This is a genomic window from Pseudomonas sp. GL_090, from assembly GCF_057837765.1.
Map to the genome: position 1 here is coordinate 2563216 of NZ_CM174452.1, position 22578 is coordinate 2585793.

General features: G+C 59.3%; 19 protein-coding genes. 7 read left to right on the forward strand and 12 right to left on the reverse strand.

The window, feature by feature from the left end:
• Positions 1–7: 7 nt before the first annotated feature.
• Both AC3ITA_RS11480 and AC3ITA_RS11485 read right to left on the reverse strand, forming a co-directional pair.
• The gene (locus AC3ITA_RS11480) at positions 8–1291 is read right to left on the reverse strand and encodes an arsenic transporter (protein ID WP_095941755.1); all 1284 of its coding nucleotides are present in this window, start codon (positions 1289–1291) and stop codon (positions 8–10) included.
• A 23-nt stretch (positions 1292–1314) separates the two neighbouring features.
• Positions 1315–1662: a metalloregulator ArsR/SmtB family transcription factor gene (locus AC3ITA_RS11485; RefSeq protein WP_095941756.1), complete on the reverse strand. Its 348-nt coding sequence runs from the start codon at positions 1660–1662 to the stop codon at positions 1315–1317.
• Positions 1663–1816: 154 nt separating this feature from the next.
• Between AC3ITA_RS11485 and AC3ITA_RS11490 the strand changes: the two genes are divergently transcribed.
• Positions 1817–2320, forward strand: coding sequence for a GNAT family N-acetyltransferase (locus AC3ITA_RS11490; RefSeq protein ID WP_095941757.1), 504 nt, complete (start codon positions 1817–1819; stop codon positions 2318–2320).
• Between the two features lie 42 nt (positions 2321–2362).
• Here AC3ITA_RS11490 and AC3ITA_RS11495 read toward each other — a convergent pair whose 3' ends face one another.
• From AC3ITA_RS11495 to AC3ITA_RS11515, 5 genes are all read right to left on the reverse strand, one after another.
• Positions 2363–3196: a DUF2950 domain-containing protein gene (locus AC3ITA_RS11495; protein WP_095941758.1), complete on the reverse strand. Its 834-nt coding sequence runs from the start codon at positions 3194–3196 to the stop codon at positions 2363–2365.
• 80 nt (positions 3197–3276) lie between these two features.
• The gene (locus AC3ITA_RS11500) at positions 3277–4818 is read right to left on the reverse strand and encodes a DUF3300 domain-containing protein (RefSeq protein WP_489280332.1); all 1542 of its coding nucleotides are present in this window, start codon (positions 4816–4818) and stop codon (positions 3277–3279) included.
• Between the two features lie 156 nt (positions 4819–4974).
• Complete coding sequence (locus AC3ITA_RS11505; protein WP_414927674.1) at positions 4975–6252, reverse strand: peptidase MATCAP family protein; 1278 nt, start codon at positions 6250–6252, stop codon at positions 4975–4977.
• 88 nt (positions 6253–6340) lie between these two features.
• On the reverse strand, positions 6341–8467 hold the full coding sequence (locus AC3ITA_RS11510; RefSeq protein WP_489280334.1) for a TonB-dependent receptor family protein: 2127 nt from the start codon (positions 8465–8467) through the stop codon (positions 6341–6343).
• Between the two features lie 109 nt (positions 8468–8576).
• On the reverse strand, positions 8577–9317 hold the full coding sequence (locus AC3ITA_RS11515) for a Mut7-C RNAse domain-containing protein (RefSeq protein WP_414927672.1): 741 nt from the start codon (positions 9315–9317) through the stop codon (positions 8577–8579).
• A gap of 154 nt (positions 9318–9471) precedes the next feature.
• Between AC3ITA_RS11515 and AC3ITA_RS11520 the strand changes: the two genes are divergently transcribed.
• The gene (locus tag AC3ITA_RS11520; protein WP_489280336.1) at positions 9472–9978 is read left to right on the forward strand and encodes a GNAT family N-acetyltransferase; all 507 of its coding nucleotides are present in this window, start codon (positions 9472–9474) and stop codon (positions 9976–9978) included.
• A gap of 492 nt (positions 9979–10470) precedes the next feature.
• Here AC3ITA_RS11520 and AC3ITA_RS11525 read toward each other — a convergent pair whose 3' ends face one another.
• Together AC3ITA_RS11525 and AC3ITA_RS11530 are read right to left on the reverse strand one after the other, a co-directional pair.
• Entirely contained in the window at positions 10471–11604 is a 1134-nt protein-coding gene (locus tag AC3ITA_RS11525) for an ATP-binding response regulator (protein WP_095941764.1), read from the reverse strand.
• A gap of 49 nt (positions 11605–11653) precedes the next feature.
• Positions 11654–16516: a HAMP domain-containing protein gene (locus AC3ITA_RS11530; RefSeq protein WP_150673821.1), complete on the reverse strand. Its 4863-nt coding sequence runs from the start codon at positions 16514–16516 to the stop codon at positions 11654–11656.
• 298 nt (positions 16517–16814) lie between these two features.
• Between AC3ITA_RS11530 and AC3ITA_RS11535 the strand changes: the two genes are divergently transcribed.
• The 3 genes from AC3ITA_RS11535 to AC3ITA_RS11545 all read left to right on the forward strand — a co-directional run bounded on the left by AC3ITA_RS11535 (position 16815) and on the right by AC3ITA_RS11545 (position 18591).
• Complete coding sequence (locus tag AC3ITA_RS11535; protein ID WP_150673820.1) at positions 16815–17456, forward strand: response regulator; 642 nt, start codon at positions 16815–16817, stop codon at positions 17454–17456.
• A gap of 270 nt (positions 17457–17726) precedes the next feature.
• Entirely contained in the window at positions 17727–18182 is a 456-nt protein-coding gene (locus tag AC3ITA_RS11540; protein ID WP_150673819.1) for a response regulator, read from the forward strand.
• A gap of 109 nt (positions 18183–18291) precedes the next feature.
• Entirely contained in the window at positions 18292–18591 is a 300-nt protein-coding gene (locus AC3ITA_RS11545; protein WP_150673818.1) for a hypothetical protein, read from the forward strand.
• A gap of 185 nt (positions 18592–18776) precedes the next feature.
• Here the strand turns inward: AC3ITA_RS11545 and AC3ITA_RS11550 are convergent, their stop codons facing one another.
• From AC3ITA_RS11550 to AC3ITA_RS11560, 3 genes are all read right to left on the reverse strand, one after another.
• Positions 18777–18983, reverse strand: a complete 207-nt coding sequence (locus AC3ITA_RS11550) for a co-regulatory protein PtrA N-terminal domain-containing protein (protein WP_489280337.1) — start codon at positions 18981–18983, stop codon at positions 18777–18779.
• An 84-nt stretch (positions 18984–19067) separates the two neighbouring features.
• Positions 19068–19721: a hypothetical protein gene (locus AC3ITA_RS11555; RefSeq protein WP_150673890.1), complete on the reverse strand. Its 654-nt coding sequence runs from the start codon at positions 19719–19721 to the stop codon at positions 19068–19070.
• 275 nt (positions 19722–19996) lie between these two features.
• On the reverse strand, positions 19997–20275 hold the full coding sequence (locus tag AC3ITA_RS11560) for a DUF2790 domain-containing protein (protein ID WP_057715339.1): 279 nt from the start codon (positions 20273–20275) through the stop codon (positions 19997–19999).
• Between the two features lie 369 nt (positions 20276–20644).
• Here AC3ITA_RS11560 and AC3ITA_RS11565 point away from each other — a divergent pair, with 369 nt between their 5' ends.
• Together AC3ITA_RS11565 and AC3ITA_RS11570 are read left to right on the forward strand one after the other, a co-directional pair.
• Positions 20645–21619: a quinone oxidoreductase family protein gene (locus AC3ITA_RS11565; protein WP_489280772.1), complete on the forward strand. Its 975-nt coding sequence runs from the start codon at positions 20645–20647 to the stop codon at positions 21617–21619.
• A complete protein-coding gene (locus tag AC3ITA_RS11570; protein ID WP_095941770.1) occupies positions 21616–22542 on the forward strand; it encodes a LysR family transcriptional regulator in 927 nt (308 codons plus the stop codon). Before AC3ITA_RS11565 ends, AC3ITA_RS11570 begins: the two co-directional genes overlap by 4 nt.
• Positions 22543–22578 lie beyond the last annotated feature (36 nt).

Sequence of the window (22578 nt, forward strand, 5' to 3'; positions counted from 1 at the left end):
ACAGGGGCTAAACGCTCAGGCGCAGGGCCAGGGCAGACAGGGTGATGAACAGAATCGGCAGCGTCAGGACCACGCCGACCTTGAAGTAGTAACCCCAGGTAATGCGGATGCCCTTGCGCTCCAGGACATGCAGCCAGAGCAGGGTGGCCAGGCTGCCGATGGGGGTGATCTTGGGGCCCAGGTCAGAGCCGATGACATTGGCGTAGATCATGGCTTCACGCACCACACCGGTGGCGTCGCTGGCCTGGATCGACAGGGCACCCACCAGCACCGTCGGCATGTTGTTCATGCCCGATGACAGCAAGGCCGTGAGCAGCCCAGTGCCCAGCGCGGCGCCCCAGATGCCGAATTCGGCCGTGCGGTTCAGGGCCATGGTCATGTAGGTGGTCAGTCCGGCGTTTTTCAGCCCGTACACCACCAGGTACATGCCCAGCGAAAAGATCACGACCTGCCAGGGCGCCTCACGCAGCACCCGTCGCGTTGAAATCACATGCCCACGCGCCGCCACGGCGAACAGCATCGCGGCACAGACCGCTGAGATGGCGCTGATGGGAATGCCCAAGGGTTCCAGGGCAAACAGCCCGATCAGCAGCAGAGCCAGGACCATCCAGCCGACGCGGAAGGTCAGGGGATCACGCACGGCGCGTCGCGGATCCATCACGTCATCGAGAGCGTAGTGCCTGGGAATGTCGCGCCGGAAAAACCAATACAGCACCACGAGGGTGGTCGCCACGGCAACGAAGTTGACCGGCACCATGATGGCGGCGTACTCGCTGAAGCCCAGGTCGAAGTAGTCGGCCGAAACGATATTGACGAGGTTGGACACCACCAGGGGCAGGCTCGCCGTGTCGGCAATGAAACCGGCCGCCATGACGAACGCCAGGGTAGAGGCTGGCGAAAAACGCAGTGCGAGCAGAATTGAAACGACGATGGGGGTCAGGATCAGGGCTGCACCGTCGTTGGCAAACAGGGCGGATACACCGGCCCCCAGCAGTATCGTGAATACGAACAGGCGCCGCCCGTCACCCTTGGCCCAGCGTGCCACATGCAATGCGGCCCACTGGAAAAACCCGGCCTCGTCGAGCAGCAGACTGATGATGATCAGCGAGATGAAGGTCGCGGTGGCGTTCCAGACAATGGCCCACACCAGCGGAATATCGTGCAGTGTAACGACGCCTGCCAGCAGGGCCAGGATGGCGCCCAGGGAAGCGCTCCAGCCGACGCCCAGGCCCTTGGGTTGCCAGATGACCAATACCATGGTCAGCAGGAAAATGGTAAATGCAGTAAACATGAACAGTCTCGATGAATGAAAGGTCAGCAGCAGGCGGAAGTGTTCAGCGGACGGTCGCCCATCGCGGCAAGGCGAGTGCTGTCGTTCGCAAGCCAGTCGGCGTTTGCCAGCAAGGTCGTTTCGAGAACGTCGCGAACCCACGCGGGCAGATCGGGGTTGAGCCGGTAATACACCCACTGTCCCTGACGGCGGTCGAGAAGCAGGCCGCAGCCGCGTAGCTGTGCAAGATGGCGGGAAATTTTAGGCTGACTGTCGTCAAGGGCGCAGACCAGTTCACACACGCATAACTCGCCTTCACGAGTGATGAGCAAAGTGGCCCGGGCGCGGGTTTCGTCGGACAGGCATTTGAATACGGCGGCAGGATTGAGCATTGGCGCGGCTCTGTACATATGGTTATTCGAATATACGTTTTTCCATATGTACTGTGCAAGCCGCTCGCGTTCGAGAGGAGGAAGGCCCGGCCAGGTTGTTCAGGTATGAGATAGACTCGAGCCAATTCGGCGCAAGACACAGCAGAGGTGATGAATGGAATCATTTAGCGTTCGCGAGCTGAAAAAGACTGACGCTCAAGCGTTGCTGGCGTTCGAAATCGAGAACCGTGAATGGTTCGAATCCCATATCGATGCGCGCGACCCTTCTTTTTACTCGTTGCAGGGTGTCGCCGATCATATCGAAAGCTATTTGTCCGATTTCGCCATCGGTGCCTGGCACCCCTTTGTCATTGAGGATTCCAGTCAGAGAATCGTCGGTCGAGCCAATTTGAAAAGCATCGACTCATCGACCCGTTCCGCTGAAGTCGGCTATCGGATTGCCGAGTGCGCATGCGGCCAGGGGCTGGCGACACTGGCGCTGAGGCATTTGATCCAGGAATCGCGGATGCGCTGGGGGCTTGCGCAACTGGTTGCCTATGCCTTCAAGGAAAACCTGGGCTCGCGAAAAGTACTTGAACGGTGCGGATTCAAGCTTGAGCAACCCTCCTGCAACGACAGCACGGGGGGCGAAGACCGATTTGTCCTGTCGATCAGATAACGGCTTTCAACCGTTCTGAAGGCTGGTAGCAGGTCACGCCTGCTACTCCTGATCTTCAGGCACCTCTTTCCAGCTGTCATCCGGATCGAAGCGCTTCATCGCCAGCGCCAGTTTTTCACTCTCGGGCCCCAGGTCTTTCTCGAACACCTGGCCTTCATGACTGATCATGAAACTCATCACGCCAGTGTCGTTGTACTTCGCCGGCCAGGCGATCAGCGCAAAGCCGCGGCTCATCTTGTCACCGATGAGGTAGCTGTAGGCACCACCCGGTGCCGAAGGACCCTGGCCATGAAGGATGCGGAAGCGGTAGCCATGCCATTCTTCGTCGGCAATGGCTTTGCCGAACGAAGGCCCCAGCGGGCTGATCTGGCCGCTGTCGTCTTCGGCCCAATAGAGTCCGTCGTGTTTGCCGGGGGTGCTGAAGATTTTCTGCGCATACTCGAGTGCGCCATCATCGTCACGATCCACCGACGCATAGTCCATCTGGGCATCGTGATAGGCCAGCACCGATTGCACCGCGGCAAGTTCATCGCGGCCGATTTGACGTGCACGGATCTCGGCACTGCCGGCCTTCATGTCGAAGCGCCAACCGTTCTCGTTTTTTGTCAGGGGGATAGGCAGTGTCCAGTTCTCACTGCCGACCGCCAGGACAGCCTGACGGTCACTGGTGTTTTCAAAGTGGTGTTGCTCGCGATATTGCTGCAAGAACGCATCCACATCTTTGCGCTGCACGCCTTCACGGGGGATGTAAATGTGCCAGTCATTGCCCAGCAGTTCGGTCAGGCGTGCCTGGTCGGCGTGCTCCGTGCCCAGTGCTTCGACAAAGGCTTCTGCAGCCTTTTCCGGGGTTGGAAAGGCCTGCTGGGCCGTCGCCATGCACGACCACGACAAGCCGGCGGCTATAACCAGTACATGAAGGAGCAAGCCCGTGAGTCCCTTCAATCGAGGATGGTTTTTCAACGACGGCTCCCCCTTTGACGCGCTGGTGGATTGGACGGCCGGCTGACCTGGTGACCGCCCGATCGCGAAGCACTGGGGCGTTGGGCGGATGCCTGGCTGGCCCGGCCACGATTGGCCTGGAGGTTGGCCTGGGACGGTGAGCGTGCGCCGGCGAACGCATTGTTGCGGGCACTGCCGGCACTGGCGGCGGGCCGTTTGTTCGTCGTTTGCCGCGTCTGCGCGGAGCCTTCTCTGCGCTGATCCAACTGGGCGCTCTGGTTCCTGGCCTGCTGGGTCTCCCTCCTGGGCTGCTGATTCTCTCGGGTGTTTCTGGCCGTGTCCTGGCTTCTGTCCGCCGCCCTCGGCCTGTCCGCACCGGCCTGCAGCCGATCGCCGCCTGCGCTTGCGGACTGGAGTTTGCGCGTTTGATCACGGGCTTCGAGATTGCTGGTGGCGGGTCGTTCGATACCGTGCTTGTCCATTGAGCTGCGGGCATTTTCACGGGCCTGGGCGCGCTGGGCATTCTCTCCGCGATAGGCTTGACGCTGATTGGCGCCGTTCAGTTGCCGGCCGTACTGTGCGCGGCTCGCATTGTCTCGATAGGGCACGCCATTGCGATGCACCGGATTGTGCTGCCATTTGTTGTTGGTGATCCGGTTGTTGGCGTTGATGTTGTTGTAGCGATTGACGTCGATGTCGACGTCGTTATTGCCCCAGTCGCATTCACCCCACAACGATCCAATGATCGCCACACCGGCACCGAACGCGAGTCCGGCCATCAGGGCCTGACCAGGGTAATAGGCCGGTGGCGGCGGATAGTACGCGGGCGGCGATGCCGGGTAGGGCCAGGTGCCGTAGGTGGTTGTGGGGTTATAGGTGGGGACGTACACCACCTGCGGATCGGCAGGCTGGATGATGATGGTCGAGTTGCCGGCCGGGGCCGGTTCAGGGGTTGGAGCCGGTGCCGCAGTCGTGGTTGCCGGTGCCGGCGCCGCGACATTCTGGATCGTCACGTTCTGATACTGGTTGCTCTGCAGATTGCCGGCTGCCTGGGCCTGGCGCCGCAAGCGTTGCGCGCTTTCCATGAGATCGTCGGGCTGCGCCAGGAAGGCATCACCCAGGCGCTGAACCCAGACGGGGTCCTGTCCCAGCATTGCCAGCACCTGCGGGAAGGCGACCAGTGCCTGCACGCTCGGATCCCAAGGCTGATTCGCCACCTGTTTGACCGCATCGTCACCCTTGGCGTCCGGGTGAGCTTTGGACCAGCTGACTGCCTCGCCGACTTCTCCGGGGTAGGTGGTGGCCATCAGCACCTGTGCAAACAGTGGGTCCGGGTAAAGCGCAATGGGCGCCAGCATCTGATCCAGCTGTTCCTGGCTAAACACCGGATCCTTGGTCACCGGCGCGGCGGGCGCTGTCGTGGCTGCGCTTGCCGGTGTAGCGGCGGCGGCGGGTGCCGGGGCCGGTGCTGTAGCGGTTCCATCCGTACCCAGTGCCAGGCAGGGCGATCCGCTCAAGAGCAGTACAGCCGACAACGCGTAAAGCAATGGATTGTGCATTGCAACCCCCATGGGGTCAGGCAGGCTTGAAATGAGTGGATCAATCCCTGGCGGTGAAAGCCGTTTTTGAAAGCCACAGAGCCCGGCCTTGGCACCGCTTCCTAATGGTAGCAGTTGATTCGAAGAGTCAAGGCCGGCTGAAAAACTCGGCGCCGATCACAGCGCACTGGCATCGCTTTCGTGTTCTTCGGCGAATGCCATGAACACATCAAGGTCCAGCACATCCAGCTTGATCCGGGCGATGAACGCCGAAAAGGCCAGGTTGGCGGCCAGCAGGCGCAGGTCGCTGGCCCAGGCGGGAAGATAGACCGGCCCCTTCAGCCAGCCGGACTCGAACAGGGGCGCCAGGCGCACGGTGTCGGCCAGGCTGAGTCGCCCGGCAAACAAATGCCCCACCAGATCCGGTCGGTTATCGCGGATCGCAATGCGCAGCAGGGTGTGGACGCCGAGCAACCCGGTCAGGTAAGCGGCGTCCTTGGTGAATGCCGAACCGCCCCGCAGGTCGGCGCCGCGGAATACCCGTTGAGTCGAGCGGAAGGATTCCTCTTCTGTCTGCCCGGCCGTCAGAAAACCTTCGAACACCTGGATGAAGTCGGCACCCTCCAGCGCCTGCTGGACGGCGAGCACGCGCAGGGCCAGGCGACGCAGGCGGTTGATGTCCATGCTGCCGGTGAACAGTTCGGCCAGGGTGGCAATGCCTTCCTGGGTCTGGGTCGTGCGGGGCGCTCCCAGGCCCAGGCTTGTGAGGTTGGGCTGGCGCGCGCCGTTCTGTGCGGTGGCGACATGCACGAAGGCCTCGTGTTGCAACAGCTGATGCTTGTCCAGCTCGGAGAACAGCGCGCTGGCCCGCAGGCGAATGCGGCTCGATCCGGCGATGGCCTTGGCGGCCAGGTTCGGATCGAGCACGACCGTGATCTGTCCGGCGCCAAAGAAGCGGTCCAGTTCCGGTTGAATCCAGGCGGCGAACGCCTTGGCCGGGATCTCGGCCGGGCAGGGTGGAATCCGCGCACCGCCCAGCAGGGCGTCGGTGGTCTTGAGAAAGAAACGGGCCGCGTCGAGCATGCTCAGTTGCAAGCGCGTGTAGTAGAAGTCCGGACGGCGGTACAGCGCTGACGAATATTGGGTAAAGGCGGGAGTGCCGATGGCCCCCAGCATGTGTCCGGCCGTGGCATAGCTACGGGCGGTCATGGCAAGGAAATTTCCGGCCGGATGCCCCACATCGCAATGGCTGATAAAGCTTTCCAGGGCGGCGATGTCGGCGCTGTGGTCGCGAGGCTGCAACTCGACCCTGGGTAACTCGACCCGCCCGCCGCGCCATTTGGCCAGGAAGTCTTCCTCGACGCCGTCCGGCCAGGACAGGGCATCCAGCACGCGGATCTTGCGGGTCAGGTCGGGCAGGGCGGCATCGAGTTCGGATAGGGCGGCGGCACTCATGGATATCTCCTTGAGGGACGAGGTGGCGTTACAAAAGCTTAGTCGTCGCGGCGCGGTTGCGTGCGTTTGCGAAGTCGGGCCAGTGACCTCAGAGCAGGCTCCACGACACCCCGACGTACATCGCCATGCCTTCGCCGGGGGTGGAGCGTGCCGCGTCCAGCCCCTTGTCGTCGTAGCCCGGCGTGACCGTGGCGGCATAGTGCTTGTCGGTCAGGTTGCGCATGTCCAGCCAGGTCTGCCAGTCGCCCTTGGGCGCGTTGTAGCCCAGTGTGGCGCCGAATAGGGCGTAGGGATCGGCGTAGTAACTGTTGGCGTAATCGACCGCCACTTTGGACACCCATTGCGTGTTGACCGCGGCGAAAAAGCCTTGTGGCCAGTCGTAGCGCAGTTCGCCCTGGTAATAGTGCATCGGCAGGCCCGGCAAGCGGTTGTCGCCGAAGCGCTCATCGTCGCGGTAGTGGAAGTCACTGAAGGTATAGCTCTGGCGCAGGCTCAATTGGCCGCCATCCTCCGGCGACCAGAGGGGGCTCAGCAGGCTGGCTTCCACGCCCTGGTGCACGGTGGGGCTGGCGTTGAGCTCGTAGGGCGTGGTGGCGTTGGCGTCCGGCAACACCGACAGCAGTTCGTGGCGCACCTGGGCGTAGTACCAGGCCAGGCTCCATTGCCCCAGCGTGCTGTCACCGCGACCGCCGATTTCCAGGGTGGTGGCGGTCTGGTTTTGCAGTGTGACCGGTTCGCGCTGGGCGCCCGTGGCAACGCCGCTGCCCTTGGGAAAGCGGATGTTCGAGCTATAGATCAGCGACCACGGGTGCGGCGCCTCGACCGAGCGGCTGAGATTGCCGAACAGTTGCAGGTCCGGTGTCAGTTGGTAGCGCAGGCCCACGCGCGGGGCGTAGTCCCAGTCGTGCAGGCTGGTCTTGCCACCTTCCTGCGGGTAGGTGACATCGCTTTCCCGGCGGGTGTAGATCGCGGCGAGGCCGGTGGTCAGCCACAGGTCGTCGGCGATCTCCAGGTCATTGCCGGCATGCAGGACCGTGTCCGAGCCCTGGTAGGTGAAGTTGCGAATCAGTGTGCCCGGTGCGTAACCGGCGGTGTTGCCGGTGGGGATGCGCACGAACTCGCTGGCACCGGCATTGGGCAGGTGTCTGGTCATTCGCAGGCCCAGGGTACTTTGGCTTTGCAGACCCCAGAGCGTGTCGCGCCGCTTGTAGTCGAACGTGCCGCTGACATCGGTGTACGCGACCTTCAAGCGGTTGGGGCCCTCGCTCAGGTCCATGGGGTAGTCGTGGTAGACAAGGCCGGTCTGGATGCTCGAATCGTCATCGATGTACCAGGTGGTCTTGTTGCCGATAAAGGTGCTGCCCGGTTCGTCGCGGCTGTCGTCCCGCGCCACGTAGGCCGGGTTGGCCGCCCGTGGGTCATGCTCTATGGAGTGCTTGGTCACCCGTCCCGCGAGGTCGTTGTCGGTCTGGCGGTGGCGCAGGTAGAAGCGTGTTTCCAGGTTGGCGTTGAAGCGATAACCGAAGTTGGCGATGACTCCCTGGCTCTCGCTGGCCGTGTGGTCCTGATAGCCGTCGGCGTTGGCATCGGTCATGGCCACGTAGTAATCGAAAGCGCCGAGCACTTGCCCTGAACTGATCTGGCGCTGCTGATAGCCGTGACTGCCCGTTGCGTAGCGTACCGTCAACTTCGGCGCGTCGTAGCCGGTATGGCTGACGTAATCGATGGCCCCGCCCAGGGCCAGAGCGCCCCGGTCGAACCCGTTGGCGCCGCGCAGCACCTCCACATGGTCGAGCCACAGTGGTTCCAGCAATTCATAGGGCGTGCCGCCGGGGCCGGTCAGCGGCAGGCCGTCGAGCAGGGTGTACAGCCCCGAGGCATGGGCGCCCGGTGCGCGGTTGATGCCCGATCCGCGGATCGAGATCTTCACCCCTTCGTTGCCCGCCGACTGGGCATAGATCCCCGGCTGGTAAGCGAGCACATCCTGATTGCTGGCCACGCGGCCCTGCAACGGACGGCGCATGTCGACCACGTTGGTGCCGCCGGGCACCTGGGCCAGCCGGGCCCTGGCGTCCTCGATCCCCTGGTCTTCGTCGCTCTGGTCCTCGGCGCCAATCAGCACTTGTCCCAGCTCCAGGCCCTGAGCCTCGGTCATGGCCGGACAAACAAGGGCCAGGCCCAGCAGCGCAGCGGGCAAGGAATGAAGCGAGGGCATTGGGGAAACTCCAGACAGACACGAACGGGCAATGAACAGTGCGACGCAAGAAGGAACGAAGGGAGCACATGGCAATTTTGTTATTTTTTTGCCCGCCAAGGGCTGGCGGCTATCGGTTCAGCAGCGGTGCCAGCAATGCACACATGCCGCGCCAGTGCGAACCCTCCCAGTAAACCCGTTGGCAGGCGTCGCAACGCAGGAAGCGTGAATAGAGGACGCCAATGCGTGGCGGCACCTGCGTCCGGGCCAGTTCCAGGCTGATTTCGTGCAGCGGCAGGTTGCAATGAAGGCACAGGCTGAATGGCCGCGCACTACGCGCCAGGTCGAGGCGCTCGTACAATTCGCGCAGCTGCAGCGACGGTTTCAGGGCATGCACATAACAGCCGTGGCTGATGATTCGGCGCTTGAGCAGTTCGCGGTCGCGGGTCAGCACGATGCGGCCTTGCTGTGCAGCGATCTCGGCGATCTCGCCATCCTCGAAGCCATTGTCGTAGAGGGTGTCGAAGCCGCTCATGCGCAGCAGGCTGGCCAGCCCGCCAAGGTGCGCATCCGCGACGAAACGCAGCACCCGTAAAGGTTGCGCGCGAACCTTCAGCAGCGGGCTGATGTCCAGCGCTTCGAACTTGGGATACACCGCCAGCCGGTCGCTGTCGAGGATCACCCGCTCCAGCCCCACCGACTCGCCGTTGAGCAGCACCAGTTCGACCTCGGTGTGCGGCACCCCGAGCGCCTCGATCATGTGCTTGACCGTCGCCCCTTGCGCGCACTGGCAGGTGAAAGGTTGCCGCCGCCGTTCGGCCGGCAGGAAATCGTTGAGCTCATCAAAGAAGCGGAAAGTTGCACGGGTCATGTTGAACAGTATGGCAGGGCTGCAGGGGGAGCGAGTCTGATCCGGCTTTGACTATGCGTTCAACCTCACCTATGGCAGCCAGTACACAAAAACGACTGACCTGTTCAACGCGCTACGGGGCCTGATCGATCAAGACACTAGAGAAAAACTCAATATGAATTTGAATATCCGCAATGAGCTACCTGAAGACATCAAACGCATATCCACACTGACTGCGGCGGCATTTGAGCAGGAACAACATTCCAGCCACACCGAGCATTTCATTGTCGATGCACTACGCCAAGCCGGACAATTAACAGTTTCGCTGGTTGCAGTGGAGAATGATGAAATCATTGGGCACGTCGCCATTTCTCCAGTCACCGTGTCTTCCGGCGCTGCGGGTTGGTATGGACTCGGGCCAATATCCGTGTTGCCTGACTGCCAAGGCCAAGGTATTGGTTCATCTCTGATGAAAGCCGCTCTTGCCAAGCTACAAAACAAAGGGGCAGATGGATGCGTCGTATTGGGCGATCCTGGTTACTACGGTCGCTTTGGCTTCAAACCTCACGCTGGCCTGGAGTTGCCAGGGGTTCCCCAAGAGCACTTCCAAGTTCTGTCTTTTGGCGGCGATCTACCAACAGGCACTGTGCAATATCATGAGTCTTTTGACGCGATGGAGTAAATCTTGAGGGCTGCCACTTACCATTCTTGAAACACTCGGCTTACCTCACCGGATTTTTCTGCAGCATCCCAATTCTTGAGTGAATTTCAGTCATTCGTGGCAGGTCGGTCAGGGGCAATCTGAACTCCGCTTTTGGCCGACGAGCCTTTTGCGAAGAGCAGCTTCGGGGGTTGTAAGCAGCCGAATTCTGAGCTGCCTTGTATTTCCATCAGGAATGCAATGTATAAAATTAATGAGTTTTTATTATCGCTGTTGATGACCTGAGTTGATTCAAGGACATGGAGAATTGCCTTGAAATCATGACCATTCAACTCAGCTGAAAAGTTTGATAACACACGGGCCAATGAATACGGACGACAGAGCAACCGTTACCGATGTGAAGGTGACCATGACCCATGACCCATGACCCACGACACACTGAACAAGATCGTGTTGAAAGAGACTTCGTTGAAAGACGCACAGGCCTTGGGTGATATCAAGGTGCTATTCGGATCAGTCGAGTGGCAGCGATATCGTTAATCTCGTTCCTTTGTCCGGTGCGCTGTCAATCGTGAATTCCCCGCCCAGCATGCTGATGCGTTCCTTCATTCCCACCAGCCCGAACGAGTTCAGTTTTTTGCGATCCGTCATGCCTACGCCGTTGTCCTTGATCTGCAGATAAAGCCGGCGACCCTCTCTGCAGAGTTCGATATGCACCTGTGTCGCTTGCGCGTGCCGGGCAATGTTCGACAGCGATTCCTGCACGATGCGAAACAGAGTCGTGGCGGATTTTTCATTCAGGTCGCGACGGAAATTTTCGTCTTTGGCCGACATCGTGCAATCGATCGCGCTGCGCTGCCGGAACTCTTCAAGTTGCCACTCGATCGCTGCCTGTAGTCCCAGATCGAGTACGGGTGGCCGAAGATCATTGATGATACTGCGGACACTGCGGATGGCTGTATCGAGGTGATTCAGCGCATCGCTGGCCTTTTCGTTGAGCCTGGGGTGCCGGGTACTGGTGCGCGCCTGCAACATGGAGACATCGATTCGCAACGCCAGCAGGCTCTGTCCCAGCTCGTCATGGATGTCCCGTGCGATCCGCTTTCGCTCTTCTTCCTTGATGTGCTCCTGATAGGAGGCCAGTTCACGCAGTTGCCGTTTCGATTGCCGCAATTCTTCGGCCTGCATCGTCAGTTTGCGCTGCAAGTAGAACAGGTCGACAAACACCTGGATCTTGGCGCGAAGAACCTCGGCCACAATCGGCGAGAAGATGTAATCCACAGCGCCGGCCGTATACCCGCGGAAACGCTCGGAATCCGTGTCGGCCTCCGCTGTGACGAAGATAATGGGCGTGTGGGCCGACTTCGGGCGGCCGTGAATGAGTGCAGCGGTTTCAAAACCGTCCATCACCGGCATTTTCACGTCGAGCAGAATGACGGCGAAGTCGCGTTGCAATAGCAGGCGCAGCGCCTCGCGTCCGGAAGTCGCCGTGGCAACATCGAGGCCCATGTCGGCAATCACCGCGGCGAGCGCCGTAAGCTTGGCGGGATTGTCATCCACCAGCAACACGGATGCTGGCACGCCATCGGGCGGGAGCGGGTGCCGCACCTGGGCTCTGTCATTGAATATCGGAGGTTCCTGTTGCATATCTATGCCACTTCGGTTCGCGCTAGTGCGCAATGAGCGCGGTACAGCGTCATCGATAGAGCCATTTGCGCATCAGTGACAGCAACTGGTCGGTATCCACCGGTTTGCTGACATAGTCCGAGGCGCCGGCCTCGATGCACTTTTCACGGTCGCCCATCATCGCCTTGGCCGTCAGCGCAATCATGGGCAGGGCTTCGAATCTCTTGAATGTACGGATCTGGCGCATGGTTTCAAAGCCATCCATCTCGGGCATCATGATGTCCATCAGCACGATGTCGGTATCGGGCTGTTGCTGCAGCAGTTCTATGGCGGTTCGACCGTTTTCCGCCGTGGCCACCAGCATCTTGTTGCATTCAAGCACGCTGGTCAGGGCAAAGATGTTGCGCACGTCATCGTCGACCACCAGGGCCTTTTTACCCTCCAGACTGTCCGAGCCCTCATAGAGTTTTTCCAGCATTCTGCGCTGGGTCTGCGGCAGTCTGGCGACGACACGGTGTAGAAACAGCGCGGTTTCGTCGAGTATGCGCTCGGGGGACTGAACTGACTTGATCACGCCCTTGCCGAGCAGTGTCCTGAAACGCTCGTGTTCCGGCTTGGTCAGTGTCTGTGCACCATAGACGACGATCGGCAATTCCCGCATGGCGTGGTCTTGCTGCAAGGCCTCGAGAAAGCTGATGCCGGATGCGTCGGGCAGTTCGAGATTGATGGCCATGCAGTCGTAGCGTTTCTTTGCCAGTTTCTTCAAGGCCTGCGCGCCGCTGGCGGTCGTTTCGATCTTGACGTCGGTGTTGCCGAGTAGATCGAGGATGCGGGCGCGGCTCTCATCGTTGCCGTCGATGAGCAGCAGGTTCCTGGTCTTGCGCCGAGCGAATGCCACGATACCGACCAGTGCATTTTGAATCTCCTCGGCTGTGACCGGCTTGAGCAGATGGTCGAAAGCGCCATAGCGCAGCCCGCGTGTGTGGTCGTCAGCGTTCGAGATGATCTGGACCGGAATGTGACGCGTGGCGAAATTGCGCTTCAACTGCTCGAGCAGCGACCAGCCATCGATGTCCGTCAGGCCTGGGTCCAGCGTGATCGCGGCGGGTTTGAAGCGTTCGACAAGCTCCAGCGCATCCGCGCCACGGGTCGAGACGATAGCCCTGAAGCCCGTCTGGTGCGCGGCTTCGAGCAGAATGCTGGCGAATCGGGCGTCGCCCTCGAGCATCAGCAGCACTTGGTCCCCGGGTTGGACCGACTCGCGGTCGTCGGGTATCTGTGCAGACGGGCTTGGCATGAGGTCGCGCTTGACCTGGTCAGGTACGGCCTCTGTCGTTGATTCGTCTAGCGTCTGACGCTGGGCATCCTGAGTACGCAAGGGCACGTACAGCGCGAAAGTACTGCCCTTGCCGATCTCACCGGGGATCAGCCGCAGCTCACCGCCCAGCCGGTGTGCGAGCTCGCGGCTGATCGACAGGCCGAGGCCGGTGCCGCCGTATTTGCGTGAGGTTCCGGTATCTGCTTGCTGGAACGCTTCGAAGATGAGCTTCTGCTTGCCGACGGATACGCCAATGCCGGTGTCGGTGACCACGAAGGCGACCACCGCATCGGCACGATTGAGTTCGTCGTTATCCACGCTCCACCCGGACACCGCGGGTTCGATGCTGATCTTGACGCTGCCTTGTTCAGTGAACTTGAAGGCGTTGGACAGCAGGTTCTTGACCACCTGCAGCAGGCGCTTTTCGTCGGTCCAGATGACGGCGGGCAGGGCAGGCGCCAGTTCAATCGTGAAGTCGAGGCCCCGGTTTTCGGCGACCGGCCGGAAGGTGCGTTCGATCTGGTCGTGCAGATCGGCGAACAGCGTTTCATTCAGATCCAGCGTGACCGTGCCCGACTCGATCTTCGACAGATAGAGAATCTCGTCGATCAGCTCCAGCAGGTCTTTGCCCGCGCTACGGATGGTCTTGGCATATTCGACCTGCCTGGGCGTGAGATTGTGTTCTGCGTTGTCGCTGAGCTGCCGGGCCAGGATCAGCAGGCTGTTCAATGGCGTTCTGAGCTCATGGGACATACTGGAGAGGAATTCGGACTTGTACTTCGAGGTCAGCATCAGTTGTTCCGCCTTCTCCTCCAGCGACAGCTTGGTGATTTCGACCTCGCGGTTCTTGCGCTCGACTTCGGCTTTCTGCTCCGCCAGCAGTCCCGCCTTGTCCTCCAGTTCCTCGTTGGTCTGCCTCAATTCTTCTTGTTGCCTTTGCAGCTCGTGCGCCAGCGATTGCGACTGCTTGAGCAGTTCTTCGGTACGCATATTGGCTTCGATCGTGTTGAGTACGATACCAATCGATTCAGCAAGCTGATCAAGGAAGGTTTGATGAATGATGCTGTAGCGCGTGAACGAAGCCATTTCGACGACGGCCTTGACCTTGTTCTCGAACAGGATCGGCAACACGATGATATTCAGCGGGGCGGCCGCACCCAGTCCCGATGAAATCGCGACGTAGTTGGCGGGTACATCGGTCAGCAGGATGCGCCGCTTCTCGTAGGCGCATTGCCCGACCAGGCCCTCGCCGAGCCGCCACTCATCGTTCACATTGATGTTGCTCTTGTACGCATAAGCGGACAGCAGTTTGAGCTTCGCAGGATCGGGCGGGCTCTCGTTCATCATGTAGAACACACCGTGCTGGGCGTTGATCAGTGGAGCCAGTTCAGACAGCACCATCTTGGAGACTGCCGCCAGATCGCGCTGGCCCTGCAGCAGACGGTTGAATTTTGCGAGATTGCTCTTGAGCCAATCCTGCTCTGCGTTTTGTCGGGTGGTTTCCCGCAGGTTGCGGATCATCTCGTTGACGTTGTCCTTCAATTCCGCCACTTCACCCTTTGCTTCCACCTCCACGTAACGCGTCAGATCGCCCTTGGTCACGGCAGTCGCCACGTCGGCAATCGCGCGCACCTGGTTGGTCAGATTGGCCGCCAGACCGTTCACGTTGTCGGTCAGATCGCGCCAGGTGCCGGCTGCACCCGGCACGTTGGCCTGGCCCCCCAGCTTGCCCTCGACGCCCACTTCACGCGCCACCGAGGTCACCTGATCGGAGAACAGCGCCAGGGTATCGGTCATACCGTTGATGGTGTCGGCCAGTTCGGCGATCTCGCCCTTGGCTTCCAGTGTCAGTTTCTTCTTCATGTCGCCGTTGGCTACGGCGGTCACCACTTTTGCGATGCCTCGCACCTGGCTGGTCAAGTTGGCCGCCATGAAGTTCACGTTTTCGGTCAAGTCCCTCCAGGTGCCGGATACGCCTTGCACCTGTGCCTGCCCCCCGAGTTTTCCTTCGGTGCCGACTTCGCGCGCCACCCGCGTCACTTCGGCGGCAAAGCTGTTGAGCTGGTCCACCATGGTGTTGATGGTGTTTTTCAGCTCCATGATTTCGCCCTTGGCTTCCACGGTAATCTTGCGCCCCAGGTCGCCTTTGGCCACCGCCGTCGTTACGTCGGCGATGTTGCGCACCTGATTGGTCAGGTTGGCCGCCATGCTGTTGACCGAGTCGGTCAAGTCTTTCCAGGTTCCACCGACGCCCGTCACTTTTGCCTGGCCACCGAGCTTGCCGTCAGTTCCCACTTCACGAGCCATGCGCGTCACTTCGTCGGCAAAGGTCGAGAGCTGGTCCACCATGGTGTTGATGGTTTCCTTGAGTTGGAGAATTTCACCTTTCGCTTCGGCGGTGATCTTGCGCGACAGGTCGCCGTTGGCCACCGCCGTCGTCACGTCGGCAATGTTGCGCACCTGGGTGGTCAGGTTGGCCGCCATGCCGTTGACCGAATTGGTCAAGTCCTTCCAGGTACCGGACACGCCGGTCACTTCGGCCTGTCCGCCCAGTTTGCCTTCGGTACCGACTTCCAGCGCGACGCGGGTCACCTCCGAGGCGAAGCTGGAGAGCTGGTCGACCATCGTGTTGATCGTGTTTTTCAGTTCGAGAATTTCGCCCTTGGCTTCAACGGTGATTTTCTTGCCCAGGTCGCCGCGCGCCACCGCCGTCGTCACCTGTGCGAGGTTGCGCACCTGGGTGGTCAGGTTGGCCGCCATGCCGTTGACCGATTCGGTCAGGTCGCGCCAGGTGCCTGATACGCCACGCACTTCCGCCTGACCGCCCAGCTTGCCTTCGGTACCGACTTCCAGCGCGACACGGGTCACCTCCGCAGCGAAGCTGGAAAGCTGGCCGACCATCGTGTTGATGGTGTTTTTCAGCTCGAGAATTTCACCCCTGACTTCGACGGTAATCGTCTTGCCCAGATCGCCTTTGGCCACCGCGGTCGTCACGTAAGCGATGTTGCGCATCTGGGTGGTCAGGTTGGCGGCCATGTCGTTGACGGAATCGGTCAGGTCTTTCCAGGTGCCGGACACCCCTTTGACATTGGCCTGCCCACCGAGAATCCCTTCAGTGCCGACTTCGCGGGCCACGCGGGTGACCTCGGAAGCGAAGGAGCCCAGTCGCGTCACCATGGTGTTCACGATCCTGGCGGATTTGAGGAACTGGCCCCGCAGTCTCAGGCCGTCAAGTACCGGTGGTACCTGCTGGCTCAGATTACCCTCGGCAACCGACCCGATAACGCGAATCATCTCGCTCATCGGGCTGATGAGGTCGCTGGTCAGCGCATTGCTCGAGTTGACGATCTTTTGCCATGAGCCTTTCATCATCGGCAATTGGATACGCTCATCGACCTTGCCCTGCTTGCCGATCAGTCGCGCCACGCGTTCGAATTCGGTGGCGGTGTCGGCCGCCATATCGATGATCTCGTTGAGCGTGTCGGCGATCTTGCCCGGCATGCCGGTCCAGTCTTGCGGCATGCGCGTGGTGAAGTCACCATTGCGCAACGCTTTCAGCGCTGCCAGCAACGTCTTCATGTCGAAAACTTCGATCGGTGTCGTCACTGTGGCCATGTCTATGTCCAGTCAAAGTGGATGCCACGCGCAAGGCGTCATGCAGGAACCGGCATTGCAGTATTGACCATGCTGAAAGCTGAGCGTTGGCTTGTGAAATATTAGCAAGGTTGGCGCAATGCCCCGGATTCTGGGGAAATTGGTCGGGAACAGGCCGTTCCAACCGATTGCACCCGCTGCACGGAGTAGTGAGCACCAACGGCTGAGGCAAAAAGTGCAAGTGTGCTCTGTGCCTGCTAACGTCAAACGCTGCAGCAGATTCCATGGCTTGCTGGCCACTGGTGAATGGGAAATACAGATGGTTGACCACAAAATCAGAGTCTTGCTGGTGGATGATCACAGCATCGTGCGTAATGGCGTGCGACGCATGTTGGAGACTGCCGGCGAGATCGACGTAACGGGCGAAGCAGCGACGGCACAAGACGCAATGCTCCTGGTCCGGGAGCAGGATTTCGACGTGGCGCTGGTAGATATTCAGCTGCCCGACAAGACCGGCCTGCAACTCCTCAAGCTCATGCGTGCAGAGAAACCCAGGCTCGCCGTTCTGATGTTGAGCATGCATTCGGTCGAGGCCTATGCGTTACGCGCAATCAAGCATGGCGCAGCGGGATACCTCACCAAGGATATTTCCGCAGCCACCCTGGTTGCGGCGGTTCGCAAGGTGGCCTCAGGCGGCAAGCACGTCAGTCCCGAGCTGGCAGAAAAACTGGTCAACGCTATTGGCAGGGGCGACGGGGCACCCCACGAAGCGCTATCCGACCGGGAGCTTGAAGTCCTCAAGCTCCTCGCTTCAGGCGAGAGGATTGTCCGCATCGCTCAGATATTGCACTTGAGTCCGAGTACCGTCACGACGTACCGGGCACGTATCCTGGAAAAAACAGGGATGGACAGCAACGCGAAACTGGCCCGCTATGCCCTCGAAAATGGCCTGTTGACTTAGAACGCCCTGCCATCCGACGCAGCCGGGCCATGGCATTCTCGACATTCAGCGGTAAATGCCCGGTCATCATTGAATCGTCCTGATCCAGCCTTCGTGTAGTGGAATCACTACAAGCGCTTGGCCGATATCTCCACAAAGAAGTCCTGCTAACGTCGATAGTGGGGGCCGTTCCGATCAAGCATATTTGCCTCTCGGAAAATTTTCGTCCGCTCAATGGCGTTGTCTTCGTCAACGTCCTGTACTGCCATGTCAAAAAAGTGAGGTGAAATCATGCAGGTCACCAACACAGAACCATTGACTGCATTGATGCCAGCCAGATATTCAGGCCCTTTGCGCCTGTTTGTCGTTGAGGATTTGAACGTCGTGCGAGCGCTGCGGCGCACGGTGTCGCCGCAGATCGCGGGCCTGTCACTTGCCGGGGCGTTCCATCGCGCATCGACCGCCATCGGCGCCATCCGGCATGAACCACCCGATGTCGTCTTGCTGGACATCAACCTCAGCGACGGTAATGCCATGGAAGTGTTGCGTGTGGTCGCAGCCGAGTATCCGTTGACCAAAGTCATAGTGGTCAGCAATTGCGCGGATCCGACACATTGGAAGTACTTTACAAAAGCGGGAGCCTACGCCTTCTACGACAAGAACCACGAACTTGCCATTATGCGCCGCATGTTGGAGCGTTTAGCCAAGTCCCTATTACCAACAGATTTTTACTGTTGGCATGCATGAGTGCAGATTTCACGAGTCAGTAAAGACTCCGCGATTGATATTCGTAAGTTGAGCAAGGAGTGCAGGCTGCTGCATTCATGTTGAATCAATGTTCCAACTGGAGGACGTCATGATGATAGGTTATTGGTTGTGTGCGTTGTTGTGGGGTGTGGTGCTGCTGGAGGAGATCCAGCAGATGCCCCTTCAAGAATGGAAAGACGAGGGCTTGAAACGAGTTCTGTTGTTGCGCCGGACCAGAACCCGGACTGGCTACTTTATTGCGTTGATCGCGGGCGCCATGTGCCTTTATAGCGAAATCCTGGTGGCACCGGTCGATCAGAACATTTTCAATCCGGAGCTGATACTTGCACTCTGTGGTGTTCTTTGGGGGGCTTATCTTTCCGTAGTCTGTATGAAGGGCAAGCGATAGACGCCTGTCTCCATGACTACTGCGGGTCGTCGGCCCGATTCCGGGCTGCTTGAGGCGGATTCAACACACTGGATTGGGTGTAGGCGGGATCTTGGTTAAAACCGGCGCTAGCAGTACCTTGGGTGCTGCTAGCGAGGCTTGAGGCTGGGCATTTGTGGTCAGCCGGTGGACAGAGGCTACACCGATCAGCTGTTGCTGTGATCGGTCGCCTTGGCCTGGCTTTCAGCGACAGCGGCTTCAGCCTTCTGTTTCTGTGCTACCTGGAAGGCTTCCATCGAGACTTTCCGGATCGACTCCATGCGTGCGAAGGTCTTGTCACCGCCACCTGTGGCCATCGCCAGAGAAGAAACGGTCAGAGCGGCGACGACGAAGAGAACTTTCATGGATTTCATTTGGGTATCCTCCAAGTGGGATTTTGTAAACGGTTAACAGCGCAATCTATTGGCTAAAGCTGAACTTCCGTGTTCAACCTGGCTTCACCAGCCAGCCAGGGCGGCATTTCCTGCTGGCCGGGTGCTTTGCTCGATACGCGCTTCGGTGTCTTTGTCTTTTGCCCAGACGGTGAGCAGTACCATCGCCCCGAATCCACCGACGATGAGAACCGGATAGGCGGCCAGCAACTCCAGCAGCGAGTACTTCCAGGCCAGCGGACGACCCACACCGAGCATGGCGGCATAGAACCACGACACAGCAGAGAAGGCACCCGAGAACAGCGCCAGCATGCGCAGGCTGAAGGAGAGTTTGAGTAACGAACCGGCTTTTTTCAGTGCCGGCAATACAGCGCTATGCAACACGATGCCGTTAATGGTCAACAGCACGACTATGCCAATTTTGGCTTGTATTTTTGGATTGAGAAAATACTCCATCCCCTTGCCGGCATAATCGATCCCGACAATGCCGATACCCGTAATCCAAAGCACTACAAGTGCAAGCATTACGGTTTTTTGAAGGCTATCCATGTGCGCGTCATCGTAATGACCTGACGCATCCCCCTTCAGGAGTTGCTTGACCATTGCAATGTCACTGGTCAATACCAGTCCGATTGCAACACAGCAGGCGATAAGATGAAAATATACAACGCCCAAACGCACATATTCCACGGTGGACGAAGAGAACATACTAAGTTCCATGGTTACCTCTGGCTTCAATAGTGAATCAACTTGGCTTTTGGTACGGTATAATTTTGATTTACCGTTGCTGACCGCCATTTAGATTCAATAATTGTTATCAATTAATCTTGCGACATTCCGCCGTCAAGATAATAGTGAGTTTCTCGAATGAACTTTTAGTCATTCGATCATGTCCATTTTCAGGTAACTAAAAACCTTATCGCACTGAGTGCACAGAAGGTTTAACTTCCACTTCTGGGAGGCCGGTCAGGCCTGGAACCCGATCGACGAGCGGATCAGGCAATGCTGGTTGGGTCGGCGGGGCTTCCACCCCATTCGAGGAAACGGATCTTGTGAACCTCGCCCTCGCTGTCTTCGTAGACCAGGGTCACCGGTACCACGCCGGTCTTGTCGGATGTATCGGTGCGCTGCAGCACCCGTTTCACATCGATGTCCATTCCGTAGTGGTATTCGACGGCCGAGACATGCGCGCCTGGTTCTTGCAGGCTGCTCTGGTCGAAGACACTGGGTGCGAGACTGGAAATCACGGCACTGACAATTGTGGCCATGCTCATAAGGCTGTACCTCTTCTGACGTTTGCTTGACAAGGACCTAATGTGACACGTCGAGAAGGTGAAGTTCACTTCACCGCGACGAACGTGCCCGCCTGAAAAGCCTGTAGTGGCTGCAAACTCCCGGCAATTCCCCGCGCTTGACGCCTCTCGACCATTCGTCCTTTAACCCCCGTATTTATTGGTCAAAGTCCATTTTTTAGGGAAGTCATGACATGTCATGACGGATTTCGAGCAAGGTGAGTCAGTCATTACATTGCTGCAAAAAATGCATTAAAGTCCTGCAATAAACTAGCCTTGTTCATCCGTAGATCAGTTATCACACTGAGGCCACTTATTTGATAACGGCTTCTGACGGAAGGAGAAATGACCATGGTATCTGCGATCCGGTTGAACCGGTTCGGCACCCCTGAAGTGCTGAACCTGGAGACACTGAGCGAACAAACGCCAGGCCAGGGCGAGGTCTGGCTCGAGCAAGAGGCTGTAGGTGTGAACTTTCTCGACGTTACCCAGCGTAGGGGAGCGGTGCCCGTTTCTTTGCCATCCGGGCTTGGGCTGGAGGGCGCTGGGCGTATCGCCGCGGTGGGGGCGGGTGTCAGCAACGTGCGAGCAGGGGATCGCGTGGCCTATGCCACCGGCCCTTTGGGTTCCTATGCTTCGGCCCGGCTTTATCCGGCAGAGCGGCTGGTGAAAATTCCGGATTCGCTGTCGTTCGATGATGCCGCAGCCGTCATGTTCAAGGGCATCACGGCGCAGTACCTGTTGAAAGCCACCTATCCCGTCGGCCCCGGCACAACCATTCTGCTCTACGGTGTGGCTGGAGGGCTGGGGGAAATCATGGTGCCGTGGGCCAAGCACTTGGGTGCCACCGTGATCGGCGTGGTTTCAAAGCAGGCCAGTGTCGAGAAAGCTCATGCGTCGGGATGCGATGAAGTCCTGGTGTTCGATGCTGACAGCCTGGCTGGCGAGGTGGCTCGTATCACCCAGGGCAAAATGGTCGACGTCGTCTATGACCCGATAGGGCGTGTTTCTTTCCAGGCATCCCTGGATAGCTTGCGACCGCGAGGGCTGATGGTATCGTTTGGCGCCTCATCAGGTGCACCGTCAGCCGTGGAGCTATCAACGCTGAATACCAAAGGCTCGCTGTTCCTGACACGTCCTTCGTTGGCAGCCCATACGGCGAGCGCCTGCGAGTACCAGGAACGCGCGCAGGATGTGTTGGTCGCCATAGGTGCGGATATTATCAAACCTTCGGTCCGGGCAAGCTACTCTCTGGCGGACGCAGCATTGGCGCATGCCGACCTGGAGTCGGGGCGTTCATCGGGGGCGATCATTCTAAAACCATGAATCCTGATGTTCTGAACAACCAGCACAGTGACGAAATCGCTGCGTTTCTGGCCGTGGCCTCGCAAGGCTCGTTTGTCGGGGCTGGCCGGCTATTGCAGCGACACCCGACAATCGTCTCGAAACGCCTCGCCGCCATGGAGAAACGCCTCGGCGTTCGGCTCGTGGAACGCTCCACCCGCCAGGTTCGAATGACTGAAACCGGTGCCAGGCTGGAGCAGCGCCTGCGCTCGGCCATCGAGTCGATGAATGAAGCGCAGCAACAAGCGTCCGAGGGCGCCAGCGAAATTCGCGGTACTTTGCGCCTTGCATTGCCGGCCGCCATGGGCAGGCGTTGGCTTGGCCCGATGCTGCCGGAGTTTCTCAAGGCTCATCCGCATGTCTCGATCCTCGCTGACTACAGCGAGCGTCTGGTCGACATCATCGATGAAGGTTTTGACGCGGCGATCCGGATCGGAGAGTTGGAAGATAGCCGGTTGATCGCCAAAAAACTGAGTGACCATCGCCGGATACTGTGTGCCTCGCCTGCCTACATCAGACAGCACGGTATGCCCGAAACGCCACAGGACCTGATCAGGCACAATTGCCTTCGCTTCAGCGGCCTTGCGTCTTTTCCCCTGTGGAGACTCCATCGCGGCAATGAGTTGCAGACGGTTTCTCCCAAAGGAAACCTGACGGCCAATGACAGCGAGTCCTTACTGGCAGCGGCCCGCGCCGATGCGGGAATACTGGGGGCCGGTGACTGGTTGATGAGTCGTGATATTGCTGCCGGGAGGCTGTTGCATGTCCTTCCTGACTGGCAATTGGACACCGCCGGTGGGGTCTATCTGGTCAGGCCATCGGCCAGGTTTCCGGGCGCGGTGGTCGTCGCGTTCAAACAATGGATCGAGTCAAAGTTCATCCCCGCGCCCCCATGGGCCGTTTGACTGGCGTACCTTCGGCTCCCATCTGACCGACCCATG